Origin of the sequence: Eubacterium sp. BL-380-WT-2B (assembly GCF_009696115.1) — a bacterium.
In the GTDB taxonomy this organism is placed as follows: Bacteria; Bacillota; Clostridia; order Eubacteriales; family Eubacteriaceae; genus Eubacterium; species Eubacterium callanderi.
The window spans coordinates 578,342-597,882 of sequence record NZ_VUMP01000002.1; the positions used below are offsets into that span (position 1 = coordinate 578,342).

The following is a 19,541-nucleotide window of genomic DNA, read 5'->3' on the forward strand; positions in this document are numbered from 1 at the left end:
TTATGTTCATTATTTTATGTGAAGACAATGCTGAGGACAGAGAGAACGCAGCCCGATTGATTGAAGAGGTTGCGAATGGAATTTTTCCTGATCACTGCTTTCAGGTGTTTGAGGACGCAGAAAGCTGTCTGAAGGCCATCAGAAAACAGCCGCCCGACATTGCGTTTATTGATATATTTTTAAAAGAAAAAAACGGAATCGAGCTGGCAGAGGCTGTCCGAAAGCTTAATCCAGAGGTAGCGATTATTTTTCTGACCATGTCGAATGAGTTTGCTTCAGAATCCTATCGCGTCAGAGCTGTGGATTACATTCTTAAGCCTGCGGAACAGAAGCTGGTTGTTGAGGCGCTTCGGCAGTGCATAAGACAACAGGACATGGTGACAGCGCTCACGATCCGGCAGCGCCAGGAGACTCTTCGGATTGACCAGCAAAAAATTGAAAAATTGGAATCCCAGGGTAATTATCTTCTGATTTATATGGACAGTGGTGAGGTCATCAGAACACGCTGTCAGCTCAAAAAAATCCAGGAGCAGCTGAGTGCAGAAATGCTTATGCTCAGGCGGGGCGTAGTGGTTAATATGGATGCGATCCAGACAATTAAAAACGGAACCTGCAGAATGAAATCCGGCGAAGAAATCATGCTCAGCCGTCAGCACGCTAAGGAAATCCGCGGAAAATATTACGATTACCAGTATCATCAGGTGCAGAAGGGCCCTCTATGAATGTTTTTCTCAATGCCAATATGTTCGCGCGCTATCTGCTGGGCTTCTGGTTTCAGGTGGTACCCGTTGCTTTTATCTGCCTGCTGCCTTTTGACAGGGAAGACTACCGCCTGCCCCCAAAAAGACTGGTATCACTGGGGATTGCCAGCATGGCGCTTCTTTCACTCGCAGAGACTGCGATGCTGGTCAGGAATGAGACCCTGTTTACAGGAGATAATGCCATTACGACAGCGGATAATCTGGTCCGTTTTGTAACCATGCTCGTCTGTCTGGCGCTCTATTTTTACTGTGTGCGGAGCACAGCGATGAAAAAAATCCTGGTCTACGCCATGGGTTTTACCTACGCAGCTTTTACAACAGCCCTGGGTACGCTGTACAGTAATGTAAACCCCTGGCAGGTCGAGGAAGCCGGTGTGCTGTTGCAGGATGGATCACTGTATTTTTATATGGCGCTTGATGTTCTGTTAGTGCCGGTGGCAGCGGTGTTTATGCGCAGGCAGGTACGGCCTGCCCTCAAAAATATGGAGCCTGCGATCACGCGTAAAATCGGCTCAGGGATCATCCTGCTCATGCTGATCTACGGCGTCAGTTTTGCGACAGTTACAGGCGCCAGAACCTTTTATACCCCGCCGATGCTCATTGTCTTTTTCAGCCTGACACTCTGCGTGTTTTTTTCCTTTACCCTTTTCTTTTCCATTGTGCGCCAGAGCGCTCAGACCATGAAGGCAGAGGAAGAAGCCCAGCGACTGGTCCAGCAGGTCGAAATCGACGCCCTCAGCTACCGTAAGATGATGAGCAGCATTGAACAGGCCCGGGCTGCCCAGCATGATGTACGCCATCATATGCGGCAGATTGGCAGTATGCTGAAAAAAGGCGACCGCGAAGGCGCAGAGGCCTACACCCAAACCTATATGGAACGCATGGATGTTCAGTCGCAGGTTACGGTATGCCAGAATTATCTGATCAATAATATTGTGCTCTACTACCTGGATTTATGCCAGAAGGATGGCATTGAGCTAAGACACCGTATTGTGCTTCCAGAGCTTCCGGGGATCAGCCCAGTGGATTTGACCGTTCTCTTTTCAAATATTTTAGAAAACGCCCTGAACGCCTGCAGGCAGGTAACAGAGGGAATAACCTTTATTGACCTTCGCGCCGAATGTATTGGCGCTTCCCTCGTGATTGTCATGGAAAACAGCCAGAAGCCCAAAGTGTCAGCTTCAGAACACGGCAGCGGAGTGGGGATGAAAAGTGTGGCCGCCATTGTCCAGGCCCACGACGGCCAGGTGAACGCTGGCCCAGAAGGCAACTTTTATGTAACAAAGATCAGTTTGTGTTTAGAATAGCCCTTTAAAGTGTGACGAACTGCGTGTAAACGTGATGAGTTGCACTTTTTTTAGTGGATAATCGTGATATAATAATAACAACGTTTACGATGGATATTATGAAACATAACAGAGAATAAGGAGGAGATCGACAATATGTATGAAAAAAGAATAGATCGGCTGTTTTCTCGTCCGGCTTTTATGAAAGAGGTCCGGAAGGCAGAGACGAACCAGCGTTTTATCATTGAAATCGCATCATTCATTGTGTTTTTTCTGGTTTATTTCAAGCTGACAAAAATGGGCGGCGCTTATATTAAAACGCTGGACTCCTCGGCGTGGCCTGTGGGAAGCCCTGAAGCAATCATAAATTTTTTGAATATCATCGGCATCGTCGGCGCCATTGCCTGCTGCTGGTTTATCGAAAAGCGGCGTCCCCGCGGGCTGGGCTATGTAAAAGCCGGCCTGGGCAGTGAATATCTGGTGGGAATAGCCGCTGGCTTTATCGGCTTTGTGGCCTGCGTGGGCTTTGGGATGCTGGCTGGCGTGGTCAAAATTAACGGCCTGATGCCCGACATCGCGTGGGGCAGTATTCTGTTCCTCTTTGTCAGCTACATGGTGCAGGGGATGACCGAGGAAGTCATCACCAGAGGCTATTTGATGGTGACCTTGTCCCAAAAGCTGCCTCTCTGGGCCAGCGCAGTCATCAGTGCTGCGTTTTTTTCTCTGGCCCATATCAAAGCAACGGGGCTTAACTTTCTGCCTCTGTTCAATATTTTCATCGTCGGCGTCTTTTTGGCGTTGGTTATTCTGAGGCGGGGCAGCATTTGGATGGCAGCAGGCTTTCACACAGCCTGGAACTTTACCCAGGGAAACCTGTTCGGCTTTTCAGTGAGTGGTCACGAAAAGAGCGCTGCCATCCTCTCCGCCCAGATCGCAGAGGGAAACCCCATACTGACCGGCGGCAGCTTTGGACTGGAGGCCAGTATTTTTACAACGCTTACTACAATTGTCTTGATCACGATTGTGTTTTTGGTAAAACCCATTGACCGGAGCGCACAGGCTTAGCTTTCAGGCCGAAAGGCTGGAATAAAAATAAAGAGAGGTAATTATATGAAAAAGAAACGGATTTTTGCAGTATTCATTTCCCTGATGCTGTGCCTGGCCACAGCATCGCCTGCTTTTGCGCAGACCATCACCGTTGATGAAGGGAAAGACGGCGTGTACAGCGGCGATATTCTGATGACACAGAATACGCGGTATGATTTTGACCCGCTTAAATATTTTGATCCAGATCATCTGGAAGATCTGGATATGGATAAGGATTTTTATGAAAGCTGGGAGGTGACAGGAATCCCGGGAGCGACAGGAAATGACGGCCAGGTGATTCCGGCAAATACGGTGGAAACAGCCGCTGAGGAAATAACACAGGCAAAAGCCCTCGTAGAAAACAGTGAGGATACCGCTCAGGCATCGCTGGAAGCGCAGGCCCAGGCAGCAACAGTGCCCTATAAAGTGGGCGATACCAGAACATTTACATCAAGCACCCATGTGACTGGTGCTCCTTTTGAAGCAAAGTGTATCGCCGTCGGAGACCACACAACCTTCTGGCTGGACACAGAGAATAAAGGTGGCTTCGCGACCGAGGACACTATCCTCGGCCTGAAGGATAAAATTGATACAGAGATTTATCAACACCTCACCACTTCTTTTGGAAATTCTGACAGTATTGACGTCGATGGTGACGGCAAGGTGGCATTTGTTTTTTATCCCATGCCCAACCCACATTTAGGTGGGCATTTTACGTCAGACGATCTGCTATCTAATAAAATGGATATGCTCAACATTAACAGCGCCGCAACAATGGATGGCGAAACCTATGGAGAAAGCCTGGGAATGGGAATTTCCACCCATGAGTGGCAGCATTTGATCAATTACGCGCAAACCGGCGGCGGCGAGTTGCTCACACCGCCGGACGAGTCCTATACGTACAGTGAAACCTGGCTGAATGAAACCTTTGCCCAGAACGCCGTAGCTGTCTGCGGCGTGAGCGGTGATGTACCAAATGTACAGCTGACGGCCTACAATACCTATGTCGATGCCTATAACACTACCGTTCCCATGGTTTTCTCAGGCCTGTATGTGCCTCAGGGAAGGGTGGATACAGCCGGTACAGGCGCTTATATAAACTGGTACCTTTTCGGGCGTTATCTGGCCAGCCAGACCGAAGGCTTGGAAGGCGGCGGTGATGAAATATATAAAACCATACTAAATACCAACCGCGAGACCAGAAAAAGCCCTGTAAGCGATGAACAGATTAGTCTTGGAACCTGCGATAAAGAAGCAGTGACAGACGCGTTGACCAAAATGGGCTATATGGGCGAGGGCACACAGGTCAAGGACTTTGACGCACTTATCCGAAACTATACTTTAGCTAATTTCTTCCAACAGAAAGACGGCATTTACAGCTTTGGCGACAATCTGGGGAACTTTTCCCTTTCTCAGGCAGCCAGACCAACCATCACCAGTGCGGTAGACGCACCACAGAAGCTGATCGGCGCAGGCACAGCCACCTTCACCAAAATCGAAAACGGCAGTATCACCGTCGATAAGGCGGCAGCGGGCGAACATATCCGCCACCTCGGCATTACCATCAACTACGACGGCGTGACCGCTGAGGGCTACAGCCCGGTTGATGGCGCCATGACTGTGGATAAGGGTACCCCGGTAACTCTGAGCACAACAGATACCGGCGTCACCCTGCGCTACACCACAGACGGCACCGCCCCCACCGCTGAAACCGGCATGGTCTACGAAGAACCCATCACTGTGGATCAGGACATGACCATCAAGGCCATCACAGCCGATGCGTACGGTACCTCCGACGTGGCAGCCTTTAGCTATAAGGTGAAAACCGAAGCGCCGGCCGGCACCGGAGAAGGCACTATCACCGACAAAAACGCCGAGGGCGCAAACCCCACCGGCTCAGGAAAAAATGTGGGCACTGGCATTACGGGTACACAGGCACAAACCCTTCTGGCAGCCGCGGCGCTCCTGCTTCTGGCCACAGGCGGATGTATTTTAATCAGAAAGAGAGTTAAAAAATGACCTACAATTATTTCTATGAGACAACGGGTATGGTCGGGCTGCTTTTAGCCCTGGCCTGGTATGTATTCATCCTGGTAGCAGGCTGGAAGCTGTTTGAAAAAGCAGGCGAGCCTGGCTGGAAATCACTGATTCCAATTTACGGCAGCTATATCCTGTATAAGATCAGCTGGAAAACCAGCATGTTCTGGGTTTATCTGGCCTGCGTTGTGGTGGGCGGCTTTATGGGGGCTTCCGAAAACGGCGCGCTGGTCTCTATCAGCAGTCTGCTCTCTTTAGCATCCTTTGTCCTGATGATCATCCAGACCCATAAGCTGTCAAAGGCCTTTGGGCACGGAGCAGGCTACACCATCGGCCTGCTTTTGCTGAGACCTGTTTTCATATTGATCCTTGGCTTTGGAAGCGCAGAGTACAAGGGCAATCCAGACCAGAACTGAAAAGAAGAAAATGCAGAAAAAAACAAGCAGACAACCCAGGCGTTTTAAAAAAGTCCTGCTCACAACCTTAGTCACACTGCCGCTCTTAATGGGCAGTGTGGCCGCAGAAGGGCCTCTGACGGATCAATCGGCCATTGGCGGCTACAGCAGCGATACCGCCGATGCAGGCTACAGCAACTATCCCGCAGGCGAGAACCGGATCGCGCCGAGAAGTGGGCTTCTGGAAAAACTGGATCTTCGGGCTGCCGACCTGGATGGGGATGGGGTTACAGACTCATCTTATGTTACCAGTACAAAGCAGCAATCCCCATGGGGAACCTGCTGGGCCTTCGGAGCCCTGTCGGCAGTTGAGTCGAATTATATCAAAACTACGGGCAGCGCCGCCGAAAACGTTGATTTTTCGGAGCGGTACCACGCCTGGTTTGGTTATACGCCAGACCACGGAGAAGGGATCGAATCGGTTAAAAATGCTGATAAGCGTCTCGATTACGGTGGAAACCGCAATATCAGCGCAACCGTACTTTCAAGCTGGTCCGGGCCTGCAGAGGAAAGCGCAGCGCCCTATGAGGCAAATGACGGGAACACCAAATCGCAAGACGCGGACTGGAGCCTGCCGGACAGCCTTATCAGAGATTCGGAAGCCATGTCCGACGCGCGGGTGCAGAACATTGATTTCCTGCCTAGCACCGCCACTTTTACAGATCAGCAAAGCCATGCAGGCTACGACTATTCTGATGCAGCTACCACAGCCATCAAGCAGTCAATCGTGGACAACGGCGTGGTAGAGGTTTCCTATTGTGCGGCTGTTTCAATGCCGGGAGGGGAGATAGATTACAGATACATCAATATGGAAACCAAGGCCCACTATACCGATGAGTATACCACCCCCAACCATGCGGTCAGCATTGTGGGCTGGGATGACAACTATTCGGCTAAAAACTTCAAAGAAGGACATCAACCAACAGCTAACGGCGCGTGGATTGTCAAAAACAGCTGGGGAAGCTTTGAGGATAAATCAGACGAAGACTGGGAAATCCAAAAAGACCAATATCCAATGGATCGTCAGGGCTACTTCTATCTCTCCTACTACGACCAGTCTGTCTGCGATTTTACCTCCTATCAGGTCGATACAGATACAGACGGCCTGTTCGCCTACGACAACAACTACCAGTACGACTATCTGGGGCTAAAATCGCCGGACAGCCGTAAGCCGTCAGAAGCGGGATGCAGCGGCATGACCGCCAATGTGTTTACGGCTGCCTCGGACGAGCTGCTTCAGGCAGTCTCAGTGATGACCGCCGAGCCTGACTGCACAGCCGATATCCAGATCTATAAGGTGGCCGCAGGAACCACCGACCACACCTCGGGCGAGCTTGTGGCAGAACAGGAAAGCGTGAGTGTACCTTATGCGGGCTACCATACCATCGAACTAAAAGAGCCGGTTTCCTTAAAAGCGGGTGAAAGCTTTGCAGTGGTGGAAACCATCAAAAACAGCGACGGAAACGGCTACGCGCCCATCGAGCGTGGAAGCGGTGAAGTGGTGGATTTGGAGGATGATGAAGTCACTGAATCAACTGGAGAAACCACCGTCCGTTACATTGCAGATGTCGCCGAGGGCCAGAGCTTTCTGCATAAAGAAGGCGCCTGGGTCGACCTGGCTAAGGATGGAACCGACGGTGTGGATAAAGAGGGCCATGCCCTGCAGACCGGCAACGTCATGATCAAGGCCTTCACCACCAATCTGGACAGCTGTACACTGGCAGGCCTGTCCATTGAGGCACTGAACGCCGAAGGACAGAGCCTTGGCAGCCAGCAGGTTACCGAATTTTCAAAAATAATGCTGCCAGAGGGCACAGAGACAATTCGCCTGATGCCCACATTAGAGGGAGAAGGAACCCTGATGATCACCGCTGCTGGCCAGACCGTGAGCGCAGAAGCGCCGATATCAAAGGATCAGTTTTTACAGGAGGGCCTCATTTTTACCACCCAGGCCACCGGGCCCAGAGGAAATAATAGCGAGGTTAACACCTATCGTCTGAGTTTTGAGATCAAAACAGCGCAGAGTACCGGTGAAGAACCCGGCACGGGCACAAACAGCGCAGAGGAAGAAAAAAATAATGCCGCCGATAAAAACGCCGCCACTGGAATCCAGGAAAACAGAACAGCTGCGGTTCTGAGTACAGCCGCGTTAGTGTTACTGCTGGCAGCAGGCCTGGGAGTCGTTTACCGGAGACGCAGAAACAATCCGTAAAAAGACATCCATCCAGTCAGAGCCATAAAATAAAAAAGGTATCCGCAAAGCAGCTTAAGTGCTTTGGGATACCTTTTTTTACGGCGCGTCCTCAACAGGCACCACCACATTTTCATTGGCAGAATCCTTTAAATAGCTTTCAAAGGGAGCGCTGGTATCAATTGTAATGCCAGTTTTACCACCGGTCTGCCCGGCGATAGTATCGCTGATCTTCATAAGGTCATCCGAGGGCGTGTAATCTGAATCATTGCCATATAAAATCTTGTGCAGCACAATGGCGTTATCGGCCAGCGTGTCGGGGACAAGGTACCAGACGCCGTCGATCATATCACCATAGGAGTAATCATCAAGGGGGACTCTGTAGCCATCAAAGGTCTTATTATCCAGGGACATAAAAGTCTTGGCGTAGCCTGTCATATCCTTAAGCGGCAAAGAGGTCTGCACATAGGGATAAACCCTGCCGAGGAGATTGAGATCTGTAAAAATATCGCTGTTAAAAAGCTTTTGAGCAATCTGCTCAAAGACCTCCCGCTGGCGTTTAGTACGCATATAGTCATTGTCACTGTAGCGCTCGCGGCAGAAGGACAGCGCCTGGATTCCGGTAACAGTCTGGACACCCGTCTGTGTAAGGAACGGGTCGGATTTTCCGACCTTGTCGTTGTCATCCATGATGTACTGGTTTGTCCAATGGAGCACAGATTCATTGGGAATATTGATCTCAACCCCGCCCAGGGCATCGACCACATCCACCAGGCATTTAAAGTCAATGGAGACATAGTCCGAAATATTTAAGTCCAGGTTTTCATTCAAGGTTTGGACAGCGAGCTCAGGGCCGCCGTAATCGTAAGCGGCATTGACCTTTTCATAGCTTACGTTGTTTTCCCTGGTCTCGGGAATTTTGACCATAAGGTCCCGCATAAGGGAGGTGACCTTGACATTGCCGGTTTTGTAATTGACTGTGACCAGCATGATGGTGTCGGAGCGGTCACCTTCAACATCATTGCGGCCATCGAGACCGAAAACAGCAATATTGGAAACATCCTTGTCCAGCTTTTGGTTAATATGGAGCTGGCTTGAATCCAGCCGGTCGCCGGAGATCCCCTGTAAAATGCTGAAGCAGTAAACCGCACCGCTTGCAATCAAAATCACCAGACAAACTAAAACGACACTGAGCACCTTTTTCCTTAATTGCATACCAGTACCTCCTTTGTACCTGCTTGTATTGACTGCGCGCAAGTCCAAACACCGATGTATTAGGATTTGTTAAGTATAGCACACTTTTGATACAAAATAGATACATTTTAGGTGCATTTAAGAAAGAATACAGAATGAAAAGATGCACTGGCGTCATGCTTCTATTCCACACTCTTAAGCGAATCAATCATATCAATGTGATCCAGAGTCTTATTGGTCATAAGGTTGACGATCAGTGCAAAGCTGAAGGAGATCAGCGCCGTGATGGCGTAGCTGACAGGCTCCACATAGACGGCAAAGTGAACCGATGGCATATTGAGCACATAGGTCAGGCTGCCGCCAAGGGCGCGCCCGACCGGCAGACCCAGCAGAATACCGATAAGGGTGAGAATAAGTGTTTCCTTATTCACATAGAGGTGAACCTCCTTGTCATAGAAGCCAAGAACCTTCATGGAGGCCAGCTCCCGTGTCCGCTCCGATATATTGGTAGAGGACAGGGAAAACAGCACGATGAAGGCCAGACCCGCCGCCATGGCTGTAATCAGGTAAACGACGGAGTTCACCAGGGAAAAGGCTGAGGAAAAGCTTTCCTTAAGCTCGGCAGTGCTGGTGACAGACAGCATTTTATCCTGACGTCCCAGGGCATCGGCATAGGCCTTATGATCGGTGCAGGCGGATGAAAGATGGGCGAGGGCGGCGTTAGGCTCGTAGGCGCCAAACATCGCATCATAAACGTTCTGGCGCATATAAACCGCGTTGCCAAGGTAGTTGCGCACGATCCCCGAGACGGTTGATTCCTGTTGAACCAGCTGGTCATCCTGGATAAAGACCGCATCCCCAGTGCCAAGGTCCAGCATACGGGAGGCGTTTTCCGTGATCAGCACACCATTGTCCGGCAGAGAAGCCGGGAAGCCATCCGTGTTTTCAAGATGAATATAGCCTTCGAGGGAATGCCCCTCAGGCACCACAATGAGCTGTACCTTTTCCTCTTTGCCCTCGGCAGTTTTTTTGAGCTTGACATTGCTAGTCAGCACGTTTATATAATCCGCAATGTTATCATCCCCAGACAGGCGCTCCATGACCTCGGTATTGTCATCCGCAGAGGTGACAGCCATGAGGTCATACTGGTAGATATGCTCATACTGCTTGGGCATAAGGTCGTTGACCGAGTTTTTAATGGCAAAGCCGCAGAGCACCAGGGCAGTGCAGCCCATGATGCCCGCCACGGTCATAAACAGTCTCTTTTTGTAGCGGAACAGGTTTCGCATGGTCACCTTGTTTAAAAAAGAGAGACGGTTCCAGAGCGCCGGAATACGTTCCAGCAGAACCCGTGAGCCGCTGCGCGGGGCCTTAGGGCACATGAGCACATCAGGCATATGAATGAGCTCGGTACGGCAGGCGATGGCCGCCGCGCCCGAAATACTGACGGTGAACAGCAGTACACCACCCAGGCCATAGAGCAGGTTAAACCGGAACAGGTATTCCGGCAGCATATAAAGGATCTGGAAGATGGTAAATACAAATTTGGGCAGCAGGATAAAGCCGCAGATGTCGCCCAGAATACCGCCGGCAAGACAGGCCGCCAAGGCGTAAAGCAGGTACTTGCTGTAAATGGCGGCATCCCGGTAGCCTAATGCCTTGTAGGTACCGATGAGCCCACGTTCCTCCTCAACCATGCGGGTGATGGTGGTCAGGCTGATGAGCACCGCCACCACCAGAAAGACAATGGGGAAGGCAGTCCCGACCGCCTCGATAGAGCCTGCGTCGCTCTCAATACTGGCGTAGCCGCCCAGAGCACTGCGGTCCTGAACGTACCATTTGGCAGTGTCGATGTCGGCCAGCTCGGCCCGGGCGTCTGCCAGCTTTTGCTCGGCCTTTGCTCTGGCCTCCTCGTATTCCAGGCGCTTTTTATTAAGCTCCGCCTGACCTTCATCCAGCTCAGCTTCTCCGTCCACCAGCTCCTGACGGCCGTTTTCGAGGGTTTGACGTCCTTCAGCCAGCTGTCTCCGGGCGTTGTCCTTCTGGGAGGAGATCTCAGCCGCGCCAACGTCCAGCTGGTTTTGTCCGCTCAGCAGCTGGGTGCGGCCCTCAGCCAGCTGAGCCCGGGCAACTGCGAGACGCGCGGCGTTCGCCTCCAATGTCTCGGCTGTGGCCTTAAACTGGGCGTCGGCCTCGGTCTGTTGCTGTTCCAGCGTCGCACGGTTTTCATCCAGGGTTTTACGGCCCTCAGTCAGCTGGCGTAGACCATTGGCCAGCTGAGGAATGACCTCTGGCATAGTCTGAAGCTGAGCCTTTTGGGCCTGAAGCGCTGCCAGCCGGGCAGCAGTATCCGGATCGGCCGGGTCCAGAGCGGCAATCTGCGCGTCGATGGCCTGAACAGCGCCGTTCAGCACCGGCATAAAGGCAGCCATAAAGGCGGACTGAGCTTCTGTTTCCGCTTCCGGGGGCGCTGCGAGCCAGGCCTCCCAGAGATCATTGGGCCATGCTGGACCAAACGGACCAGACAGGGCTTCCTCCTGGGCGTTTAAATCGGCCTGGGCGTTCTCCAGATTTGCCTGCTCCTCATCGAGCAGGGCACGAGCCCTTTGCAGTTGGGCATTCACTTCAGCCTGTTTTTGGGCCAGAAGCTCACGTCCCTGGCTCAGCTGTGTCTCACCCTCATCCAGCAAAGCGCTGGAATCCTCAAGTCTGGAGGCATTGGCGATGAGCGCAGCGTAGCCGTCGTTTATCTGCTGCCGGGCTGCCTCAAACTGGGCATTTGCTGTCTGCTCCTGGCCGGCCAGCTCCCGTGCTCCGTTTTCCAGTTCCCGAAAACCCTCTGTAAGCTTCTGCCGCTCATCGGCCAGCTCCTGCTCGGCGTTAGCGAACTCGGCGTCTGCCTCCGCAAACTGCGCGTTCATTTTTTGCTCAGCATCGGCGATTTTGTCGGCCGCCTCACCAGTAACGGACTGGGTGCGCGCCTGCTCACGGTCAGTTTTGATCTTAGCCTCAATGGCCTGAATAACCTGCTGCACGCTGTCCTTGTAAGCGTCGGAGTAACAGATTAAGTCGCGGCTGTCCGCGAGCGTCAGATAAACAGCGGTAAAGACATCGCTGCTAACAGCCCCGGGGGTCACAAAAAAGGTGAAATCGGTGGTGGAGGCAGAACGGAAGGCAGAGGCTCCCTCATTGTTGCTGACATCCATGGGGTCTAGGACCACACCGGTAATCTTATAGGTGGTATTCGCAAAGGTGGACGTTTCGGTCTTGTCCTCAAAGTCTGCGGCCCATTCGTCGCTATTCCCGGAACTGTCCTCTTGTTCAGCTGTTTTCAAATCCTCCTCGATGGTAAGAGAGTCGCCGAGGGATTTGCCGGTGTCCTTCATGTATTTCTGCGTCACGGCGATCTCATCCGCCTTTTGCGGAAGAGCGCCCTCCAGCAGGTAAGGCGCGTTCAGTCCCTTGGCGCTCAGCACCTTGACCTCAGCGTTCTGACGCTTATCCTCTACCTGGGTGTAGACGGTCTCACTGTAGGCTCCCTCGGCCGTTTCAACTCCGTCCAGCTGCGAGAGCGCTGTCACGTCCTCATCTGTAAGGCCCAGGGTGGACATGACTGAGATGTCATAGAGCTTCTGGGTATCAAAAAAATGGTCGGCCGAATAGCGCAGGTCATCACAGGCGGCTTTAAGGCCTGTGAGCATGGTGACGCCAAGGGCTGTGATCAGGAGGATGGAAAAAAAGCGTTTGCGGCTTTTCTGGATGGTCCGCCAGATATCTTTAAGGAATGCGTTTTTCATGGTTGTCTGCCTCCGGTATGTACAACACGATGTTTAGTGCTTTACCTTTATTATAGAGCTTAAACCAGGCGGCATCAATAAACAAAACAAGGGGAAATGTTGAACACAACATGCTGTTGTGCTATGATACCAAAAAGGAGGCGATCCCATGAGAAAACAACCCGAAGTTACTGAACAGACCAAAGCAAACCTCAGAACAGCGTTCTGGAGCCTTTATAAAGAAAAGGCCATTGAAAAGATAACCATCAAGGAGATAACCGATGCCGCGGGATATAACAGAGGCACGTTTTACCTTTACTATAAGGATGTATACGACCTTTTTAACAAGATCGAGGAGGAGTTGCTGGAGGAAATACGCATTCTCATCCATGATAATTTACCCCAGAAGGAGGGCTTGGATTTTGCAGGACATATGGGGTTGATTGTCAAGCTATCCCAGCAGTATTCGGCCTATATGTCGGTGCTGCTCAGCGACCACGGTGACCCCACCTTCGTCACACGGCTCAAGGAGCTTATCTGGCCTTTGCTTAACCGCTATGTTCTTGATACCAGCGCCCTTACCACCCAGGAGCAGTCCCTTCTGTCGGAGTTTTACCTCTCCGGACTTCTGGCAGCCATAACCCGCTGGCTTGAGGCTCCAGGTGATATGACCATCGACCAGTTTATCAGATTTGTGATGAGACAGGTGTTTTCCGGAGTGGTAATGGTGTAAAATAGTTGTAACCCATTGTGCTTTTTGAAGGAGGCATAAAAATAAGACAGATTGGCATAAAATAATTGCGTCGCCCTATGAAGTGCTTTAGATAAATAAAGATTTCTAATGAAGAGGGGATGCAATTAAAATTTATAAGATAAAAAGTAAATTATATTTGACTTTTTGTCGGATGAGGTTTAGAATAAGGGTGTAAAGGATGGTGACATAATGGGGAAGAACTTAAGGATCAAAGCCGCCAGAGCCGCCCTCGATATGACCCAGAAGGACCTGGCCGAGGCGGTTGGCGTTACCCGGCAGACCATGAACGCCATTGAGAAGGGGGACTATAACCCCACCATCAAGCTGTGCGTTGCGATCTGCAGGGTACTTGGGAAAACATTGGACGAGCTTTTCTGGGAAGAAGCCTGAACCATGGAGGAAGTGTAATGAAAAAGCAAGTGACTTACCGTGAAGGTGAATATGACGAGCGACAGGAAATGCTGCTGGGAAAGGTTTATAAACATTCTTTCGCAATAGCCTTATTATGTATTTATCTCGATGCGGCCATTGTGAATCAAAATTTTGTCTTTGAAAGCCGGCAACTGGAAAATGGAATGGTCATGATTTTGCCCGTGACTTGGTTCGTCGTTGAGCTGCTAGCCAGAAACCTCTTTTCGAGAAGTGGAAAGGTACCACTCTGGACAATTATTGCATTTGGATTAATGTTTATTGTTCAGCTTCCCTTTTTTCTGGGGAACACAAAACCAATTTTTTCAGAAAATAACAGCTGCCTGACAACAAAAGGCGAGCACTGTGTGATTTTACTCTGTATTTTGGTCATGACCGCGGCTTTGATCATTCGTAAGCTTATAAACTGGAGAATTCGGGTTGTAGAAGAGAAAGAAGAACTTTAACGACAGGAGGATTATAAAATGTTTAATTTGTGTAAGGAATACGACGAGCGGCAGCAGATTATCCGGGGAAACATCTGCAAGCATATTATGGTGATTATGGGGATCTGTGTGTTAATCAATGGCATCATTGAGGACGCGGGCTTTGTCTGGCCGGACAAATTCATCGCTGGTATTATTCTGATCATGGTGCCCATCACCATCGGTACGGTTGAAATGAACATCCGGGGCGTCTATCTGAGTAAGGACCGCCAGGTTTTCTTTGTGGTCGTCTTTGGGCTGGTGGCTCTCGCCAATGTGGTTCTTCTCATCAGCCACAACGAGCCCCTTTTTACCGCAGGCGCCATTACCGATTACGGCGAGCACGCGGTTCTGGCGGCCTGTTTTCTGACGATTTTTATCTCTGCCATCATCCGTCTGATCTACGATAAGCGCATGGAAAGGGTTGAGGAATAAAAACAGACCCCACAAAAGAGGCACTCAAGCAGAGCAGCCGCCATACAGGGCGGAAAAGGCAGGTGTATTATTTTAGCGATACGCCTGCCTTTTTTATAGGGTTCCATTTCCATCGCCAGACGGCAAAGTTTGCATGAGGGCAAAGAAATGCTCAGGCTCCCCGGTACGAAAGTACTCATACCAGGCTTCCAGCGTGTTTGACTGAAAAACGCCTAAATGCTCAATGATTTGTTTTGCCCACAGCAGAGCGCCGGTAGAGCCGGCAGTAATAAGATTGCCCTCCGATACAGAGGGTTTGTCGATGTAATAGCTTTGCCCCTTATAGCCGGGAGAGACCATTTCAAGAAACCCCGGCCCATTGCTGGTATGCGGGCGCTTATCCAACAAGCCAAAGCGGGCAAGGGCAGCGGTAGCCCCACAGATTGCGCACACCATAGCGCCTGAAGCGAGAAATTCGTTTGCTTTTTCGATGACAGCCTCATGCCTTGGGTCGTTCCAGGTGTCTGCGCCCGGCAACAGCAGCAGGCTTGTTTCTCCCACCACAATGTCCTCGATTAAGCAGTCGGGCAGAATGGTGAGCCCGCCCATTGTATGGATTGGCGCTTTAGAATCGCTTACTGTTTTGAGCGATATAGGCTGCGCGTCCTTTTTAAAAAAACGGCCAGAAGTCAGCTCCGAAGTAACATGCCCTAATTCCCAGTCCGCCAAAGTATCAAGAACATAAACATAAATTGTAAACATAAATTTCCTCCAATTTCATTGTCTTATTGATTTGTCTGCTTTTTTATTGTACCATGTCATTGTTGACAACAGTGTGGCAACAATCAAATTGAAAGGCGGCAGCTCGATGAAAATAGACAGACTTGTCAGCATTATGATGATACTCCTTGATAAAAAGCGTATCGGCGCCCAGGCGTTGGCGAATATGTTTGAGGTTTCCCCCCGCACCATTTACCGTGACATCGACGCGATCAACATGGCGGGGATTCCTGTTCGTTCGACCCCGGGAGCGGGTGGCGGCTTTGAAATCATGCCGGCATACAAGATTGATAAAAAGGTTTTTTCGGCGCACGACCTTTCAGCCCTCCTGATGGGGCTTTCCAGTCTTTCGGGCATGGTACGGGGGGATGAGCTGGTACACGCGCTTGCCAAGGTCAGGAGTTTTATCCCTGCCGACCGCGCAAAGGACATTGAATTAAAAGCAAATCAAATAAATATCGATTTGAGTCAGTGGATGGGAAACAGAAACATACAGCCATACCTGGAAATTATCAAAACCGCGATGCATGAAAGCAGGCTGCTGACCTTTGGATATATAGCCCATCACGGAAACAAAACCACACGAACCGTCGAGCCGTACCAGCTTGTCTTAAAAGGCAGCCATTGGTATTTACAAGGGTATTGCCACAAAAGAGAGGCTTACCGCTTATTCAGGCTATCCCGTATGTCAAACCTGAAAATGCAGGAGGAAACCTTCACACCGCGGGATTATCAAAAACCACCGCTGGATTTTGATAATATTCTGACGAATCTGCAGACAAAAATCAAAATCCGTATTCATAAATCTGTGATGGACAGGGTACTTGATTTTTGCGCCTATGAGGACTTTTTACCAGACGGTGACGCGCACTATATTGTCAGCTTCCCTTTCATAGAGAACGAGTACCACTACGGTATTCTGCTTAGCTTTGGGGATAAATGCGAGTGCTTAGAGCCGCTGCATGTCCGAGCGGAAATGAAGCGCAGAATACAGAAGATAGCGATGATATATGAAGGCTAGCAGGCTGTCGCGCGTGACAAGTCAAACAAATATGTAAAACAAAAAAACAGCGCAGCCAAAGCTGCGCCGTTTCCCGAAATTAATTCCCATACTGTTTTATAAATGCCGCCCTGAGGCCATGTTTTTTATTCGCTTTCCCCGTCCGCAGTGGGTGAGGGGAGAATGGAATTGATGGCGTCTTTGATGAAGTTGGAGCCGCCGCCGGCGTCAGAGCCACTGTCTGTGCCACTTCCCGGAGCTGTCGTGGTGGTGCTGTCCGAGCCCGTGCTGGGGGGTGCGGACGGCGTGGCAGACGGGCTGGGGCTGCTGTTTTTCTGATTGTTGATGAGCCTTGTAATCTGGGACTGGCCGTTTTGTATCCAGCTGTTAATGGTCTCCTGGTTGATCCCTGTGTTTATGCCAAAAAGCCCGAGCCAGATCAGCAGTGTGTAGAGCACGGCGATCAGGGTTAAAAGGATTCTTGGAATCAGACCGAACTTTTTATAGCAGTACATTAGAAAAATGCCGAGCGGGGGTATAAGCACCAGCATGAGCAGGATGAACCAGGTGCGGGCGTAAAAGGGATCGCCGGAACGTCTGCCGCCGGGAATACGAAGCCCGCGCCCGCCGGTACGGCCCTTCTTACCGCGCCTGCCCTTATTGCCCCGGCTGCCGGAGCCCTCGTCTTCCGCCAGGTCTGTATCTTCGTCCGCATAGCGGCTGCCCCCTGCGTGGCTGTCACGTCCGCCGGAACGGCCTTCGCCGCGGCCGCCGTCCTGCATGACCCGGGCCACCGAGGATTTGAACTGGTCGATCAGCTCCTTGTCGGAGGCGTCAATTTCCAGGCGTACCCGCCCGTCGTTCTGTATCAGAAAATTAATATCGAGATAACCGTTCTCGCCGATATCGGCGGCAAGGCGGTCAAAATGTTCATCCACCTCCACGCGCTCAAAGCCCGCGTTCCAGAGTGCCTCCTCAGAAGCGTCAATCCAGTCGTCCAGACTGCCTCTGGCAGATAAATTTTCACGCATTTATTTTCACCTCTGATTTTATTGAATATTTCACAGTGCTTTTTATTATACAATGGAAAACTTAAATAATCGGGGATAAAACCAGCTTTTGTTTAAAAAGGAGACTGATCCGAAGAGCATAAAAAAGATGGCGCGCCGTTTTGGCACGCCACCTCAAAGCCGTTTCAATCCTCCAGATCAAAGGCCTCTTTTGTGGCCGCGACCGCCTTCTCGGTATCCTCGATCTTGATGATACAGGAGATACGAATTTCGGAGGTGGTGATCATTAAAATCTGGACGTCGTTGTCAGCCAGCACCTGGAAGAATTTGGCGGCGACCCCGGACTGGGTGCGCATGCCAATGCCAGAGACGGACAGGCGTGTAATATCCTTATTGATGGTGATTTTAATTTCAGGGTATTCTTCGCCAAGGGCGTTTACGATGTCCTTGACCTTCTCCAGGTCGCGCTCGAGGACAATAAAGGAAACGTCAAAGGCGTTTTTGACCGGAGCGGTCTGGGTGATGATGTCGACATTGACGTCAGCGTCTGATAGCTCGCTGAGGCAGCGGGTCAGGATAATGGAATTGACCGGCACTTTCTTCAGCGAGATCATGAGGTTTTTGTGGTCAACGGTCAGGCCGTCAACACTGTGGCTCTCCATATAGGTGGTCGTCATAAGGGCCTCCTACAGGTCGAACGCGTCGGCGGTGGCCATGACAGCCGTATCCCGAAGCTCGGATGGAATCACGCAGGAAATGCGGATTTCAGAGGTTGTGATCATGAGCATGGGGATATTGTTGTCGGCCAAAAGCTGGAAGAATTTGGCCGCAACGCCGGACTGGCTGCGCATGCCGATGCCCACAACAGAAAGCTTGGAGATTTCCTTGTTGATGTCCATTTCCACCTGAGGGTATTTTTCCATGAAATCATACAGGATCTTCCGCAGCTCGGACAGATCCTCGATGGGGGCGGAAAAGGAAATGTTGATCGCGCCGTAGACTGGAGCGGTCTGGCTGATCATGTCGATGTTAATGCTTTTTTTAGCCAGGTCTGAGAAGAACTGGGCTGTAATGTTCATATCAAAGGGAACGTTCTTGAGAGACACCATCAGCTCGTCGTTGTCGATGGCGAGGCCGGTAATGGCCTGCTGTTCCATAGGACTCATGTTGCTGTCACCTTCCTTAATGAGAGTACCGGGCACGTCGTGAATACTGGATGCCACATAGATTTCCGCGTTGTACTTGCTGCCTAGCTCGATGGCGCGGGCGTGCATGACGCCGGCGCCCAGGCTGGCCATTTCCAGCATTTCGTCAAAGCTTACCGTGTCCAGCTTTTTAGCCGGCGGGTACAGCCGCGGGTCCACACCGTAGATACCGTCCACATCGGTGTAGATTTCGCAGGGGCATTCTAACACACAGGACAGGGCAACCGCGCTGGTGTCAGAGCCGCCCCGGCCCAGGGTGGTGATATCGTCATTTTCATTAACCCCCTGGAAGCCTGCGATAATAACGATTTTGCCGTCGTTCAGGGCATCCTCGATTTTCCGGGTTTCAATATCCATGATCCGGGATTTCCCGTGGTGGCCCATGGTGTGGACGCCCACCTGTGGGCCGGTAAAGGAGATCGCGTCGTAGCCCATGGCGTTGAGGGCCATGGACAGCATGGAGATAGAGACCTGTTCGCCGGTCGCTAACAGCATATCCAGCTCGCGTCTCGGCGGCGCGTCGCTGATGGAGTAAGCCATTTTGACGAGCTCGTCGGTGCTTTTGCCCATGGCAGAAACTACCACGACCATCTGATTGCCATCTTCTCTTTTCTTAATAATACGTCTTGCGACATTTTTAATACGGTCGATGGTGCCCATGGAGGTACCGCCGTATTTTTGGACAATGATACTCATCGG

17 protein-coding genes are annotated in these 19,541 nt (G+C 51.1%); 11 read left to right on the forward strand and 6 right to left on the reverse strand.

The window, feature by feature from the left end; genetic code table 11:
* Nucleotides 1-2 precede the first annotated feature (2 nt).
* The 6 genes from FYJ53_RS05645 to FYJ53_RS05670 all read left to right on the forward strand — a co-directional run bounded on the left by FYJ53_RS05645 (nt 3) and on the right by FYJ53_RS05670 (nt 7,837).
* Nucleotides 3-722, forward strand: a complete 720-nt coding sequence (locus FYJ53_RS05645; RefSeq protein ID WP_154557109.1) for a LytTR family DNA-binding domain-containing protein — start codon at nt 3-5, stop codon at nt 720-722.
* Nucleotides 719-2,068: a GHKL domain-containing protein gene (locus FYJ53_RS05650; RefSeq protein WP_154557110.1), complete on the forward strand. Its 1,350-nt coding sequence runs from the start codon at nt 719-721 to the stop codon at nt 2,066-2,068. The genes FYJ53_RS05645 and FYJ53_RS05650 overlap by 4 nt, the downstream gene beginning before the upstream one ends.
* Before the next feature lie 135 nt (nt 2,069-2,203).
* Nucleotides 2,204-3,112, forward strand: a complete 909-nt coding sequence (locus FYJ53_RS05655) for a CPBP family intramembrane glutamic endopeptidase (protein WP_154557111.1) — start codon at nt 2,204-2,206, stop codon at nt 3,110-3,112.
* A 45-nt stretch (nt 3,113-3,157) separates the two neighbouring features.
* Complete coding sequence (locus FYJ53_RS05660) at nt 3,158-5,152, forward strand: chitobiase/beta-hexosaminidase C-terminal domain-containing protein (RefSeq protein ID WP_154557112.1); 1,995 nt, start codon at nt 3,158-3,160, stop codon at nt 5,150-5,152.
* Nucleotides 5,149-5,586 (forward strand): DUF5684 domain-containing protein, encoded by a 438-nt coding sequence (locus FYJ53_RS05665; RefSeq protein WP_154557113.1) that lies wholly within the window; start codon nt 5,149-5,151, stop codon nt 5,584-5,586. Before FYJ53_RS05660 ends, FYJ53_RS05665 begins: the two co-directional genes overlap by 4 nt.
* Before the next feature lie 10 nt (nt 5,587-5,596).
* Nucleotides 5,597-7,837, forward strand: coding sequence for a lectin like domain-containing protein (locus FYJ53_RS05670; RefSeq protein WP_154557114.1), 2,241 nt, complete (start codon nt 5,597-5,599; stop codon nt 7,835-7,837).
* Nucleotides 7,838-7,915: 78 nt separating this feature from the next.
* On the opposite strand, the gene FYJ53_RS05675 is transcribed toward FYJ53_RS05670, so the two are convergent.
* Entirely contained in the window at nt 7,916-9,031 is a 1,116-nt protein-coding gene (locus FYJ53_RS05675) for an LCP family protein (protein ID WP_073382330.1), read from the reverse strand.
* Between the two features lie 161 nt (nt 9,032-9,192).
* Nucleotides 9,193-12,807, reverse strand: a complete 3,615-nt coding sequence (locus FYJ53_RS05680; protein WP_154557115.1) for an ABC transporter permease — start codon at nt 12,805-12,807, stop codon at nt 9,193-9,195.
* A gap of 148 nt (nt 12,808-12,955) precedes the next feature.
* Between FYJ53_RS05680 and FYJ53_RS05685 the strand changes: the two genes are divergently transcribed.
* From FYJ53_RS05685 to FYJ53_RS05700, 4 genes are all read left to right on the forward strand, one after another.
* Nucleotides 12,956-13,519 carry a TetR/AcrR family transcriptional regulator gene (locus tag FYJ53_RS05685; protein ID WP_013381541.1) on the forward strand — a complete coding sequence of 188 codons (564 nt, stop codon included), beginning with the start codon at nt 12,956-12,958 and terminating at the stop codon, nt 13,517-13,519.
* 210 nt (nt 13,520-13,729) lie between these two features.
* Nucleotides 13,730-13,930, forward strand: a complete 201-nt coding sequence (locus FYJ53_RS05690) for a helix-turn-helix transcriptional regulator (RefSeq protein WP_013381540.1) — start codon at nt 13,730-13,732, stop codon at nt 13,928-13,930.
* 17 nt (nt 13,931-13,947) lie between these two features.
* Nucleotides 13,948-14,415 (forward strand): hypothetical protein, encoded by a 468-nt coding sequence (locus FYJ53_RS05695; RefSeq protein WP_013381539.1) that lies wholly within the window; start codon nt 13,948-13,950, stop codon nt 14,413-14,415.
* Nucleotides 14,416-14,433: 18 nt separating this feature from the next.
* Nucleotides 14,434-14,868 carry a hypothetical protein gene (locus FYJ53_RS05700; protein WP_013381538.1) on the forward strand — a complete coding sequence of 145 codons (435 nt, stop codon included), beginning with the start codon at nt 14,434-14,436 and terminating at the stop codon, nt 14,866-14,868.
* 93 nt (nt 14,869-14,961) lie between these two features.
* On the opposite strand, the gene FYJ53_RS05705 is transcribed toward FYJ53_RS05700, so the two are convergent.
* Complete coding sequence (locus FYJ53_RS05705) at nt 14,962-15,609, reverse strand: type 1 glutamine amidotransferase family protein (protein ID WP_090414669.1); 648 nt, start codon at nt 15,607-15,609, stop codon at nt 14,962-14,964.
* Nucleotides 15,610-15,715: 106 nt separating this feature from the next.
* Between FYJ53_RS05705 and FYJ53_RS05710 the strand changes: the two genes are divergently transcribed.
* Entirely contained in the window at nt 15,716-16,648 is a 933-nt protein-coding gene (locus tag FYJ53_RS05710; protein WP_154557116.1) for a YafY family protein, read from the forward strand.
* 125 nt (nt 16,649-16,773) lie between these two features.
* Here the strand turns inward: FYJ53_RS05710 and FYJ53_RS05715 are convergent, their stop codons facing one another.
* From FYJ53_RS05715 to FYJ53_RS05725, 3 genes are all read right to left on the reverse strand, one after another.
* Nucleotides 16,774-17,658, reverse strand: a complete 885-nt coding sequence (locus tag FYJ53_RS05715) for a hypothetical protein (protein ID WP_154557117.1) — start codon at nt 17,656-17,658, stop codon at nt 16,774-16,776.
* 164 nt (nt 17,659-17,822) lie between these two features.
* On the reverse strand, nt 17,823-18,314 hold the full coding sequence (locus tag FYJ53_RS05720) for an ACT domain-containing protein (RefSeq protein ID WP_013381533.1): 492 nt from the start codon (nt 18,312-18,314) through the stop codon (nt 17,823-17,825).
* A gap of 9 nt (nt 18,315-18,323) precedes the next feature.
* Nucleotides 18,324-19,538, reverse strand: coding sequence for an aspartate kinase (locus tag FYJ53_RS05725; protein WP_013381532.1), 1,215 nt, complete (start codon nt 19,536-19,538; stop codon nt 18,324-18,326).
* Nucleotides 19,539-19,541: the final 3 nt, after the last annotated feature.

Excerpts from the sequence above, each read along its gene's own strand:
- FYJ53_RS05645 (WP_154557109.1), top strand. The coding sequence starts at position 3 with ATGTTCATTATTTTATGTGAAGACAATGCTGAGGACAGAGAGAACGCA.
- FYJ53_RS05700 (WP_013381538.1), top strand. The coding sequence starts at position 14,434 with ATGTTTAATTTGTGTAAGGAATACGACGAGCGGCAGCAGATTATCCGG.
- FYJ53_RS05665 (WP_154557113.1), top strand. The coding sequence starts at position 5,149 with ATGACCTACAATTATTTCTATGAGACAACGGGTATGGTCGGGCTGCTT.
- FYJ53_RS05695 (WP_013381539.1), top strand. The coding sequence starts at position 13,948 with ATGAAAAAGCAAGTGACTTACCGTGAAGGTGAATATGACGAGCGACAG.
- FYJ53_RS05670 (WP_154557114.1), top strand. The coding sequence starts at position 5,597 with ATGCAGAAAAAAACAAGCAGACAACCCAGGCGTTTTAAAAAAGTCCTG.
- FYJ53_RS05655 (WP_154557111.1), top strand. The coding sequence starts at position 2,204 with ATGTATGAAAAAAGAATAGATCGGCTGTTTTCTCGTCCGGCTTTTATG.
- FYJ53_RS05715 (WP_154557117.1), bottom strand. The coding sequence starts at position 17,658 with ATGCGTGAAAATTTATCTGCCAGAGGCAGTCTGGACGACTGGATTGAC.
- FYJ53_RS05685 (WP_013381541.1), top strand. The coding sequence starts at position 12,956 with ATGAGAAAACAACCCGAAGTTACTGAACAGACCAAAGCAAACCTCAGA.
- FYJ53_RS05710 (WP_154557116.1), top strand. The coding sequence starts at position 15,716 with ATGAAAATAGACAGACTTGTCAGCATTATGATGATACTCCTTGATAAA.
- FYJ53_RS05705 (WP_090414669.1), bottom strand. The coding sequence starts at position 15,609 with ATGTTTACAATTTATGTTTATGTTCTTGATACTTTGGCGGACTGGGAA.
- FYJ53_RS05725 (WP_013381532.1), bottom strand. The coding sequence starts at position 19,538 with ATGAGTATCATTGTCCAAAAATACGGCGGTACCTCCATGGGCACCATC.
- FYJ53_RS05720 (WP_013381533.1), bottom strand. The coding sequence starts at position 18,314 with ATGACGACCACCTATATGGAGAGCCACAGTGTTGACGGCCTGACCGTT.
- FYJ53_RS05675 (WP_073382330.1), bottom strand. The coding sequence starts at position 9,031 with ATGCAATTAAGGAAAAAGGTGCTCAGTGTCGTTTTAGTTTGTCTGGTG.
- FYJ53_RS05650 (WP_154557110.1), top strand. The coding sequence starts at position 719 with ATGAATGTTTTTCTCAATGCCAATATGTTCGCGCGCTATCTGCTGGGC.
- FYJ53_RS05660 (WP_154557112.1), top strand. The coding sequence starts at position 3,158 with ATGAAAAAGAAACGGATTTTTGCAGTATTCATTTCCCTGATGCTGTGC.
- FYJ53_RS05680 (WP_154557115.1), bottom strand. The coding sequence starts at position 12,807 with ATGAAAAACGCATTCCTTAAAGATATCTGGCGGACCATCCAGAAAAGC.
- FYJ53_RS05690 (WP_013381540.1), top strand. The coding sequence starts at position 13,730 with ATGGGGAAGAACTTAAGGATCAAAGCCGCCAGAGCCGCCCTCGATATG.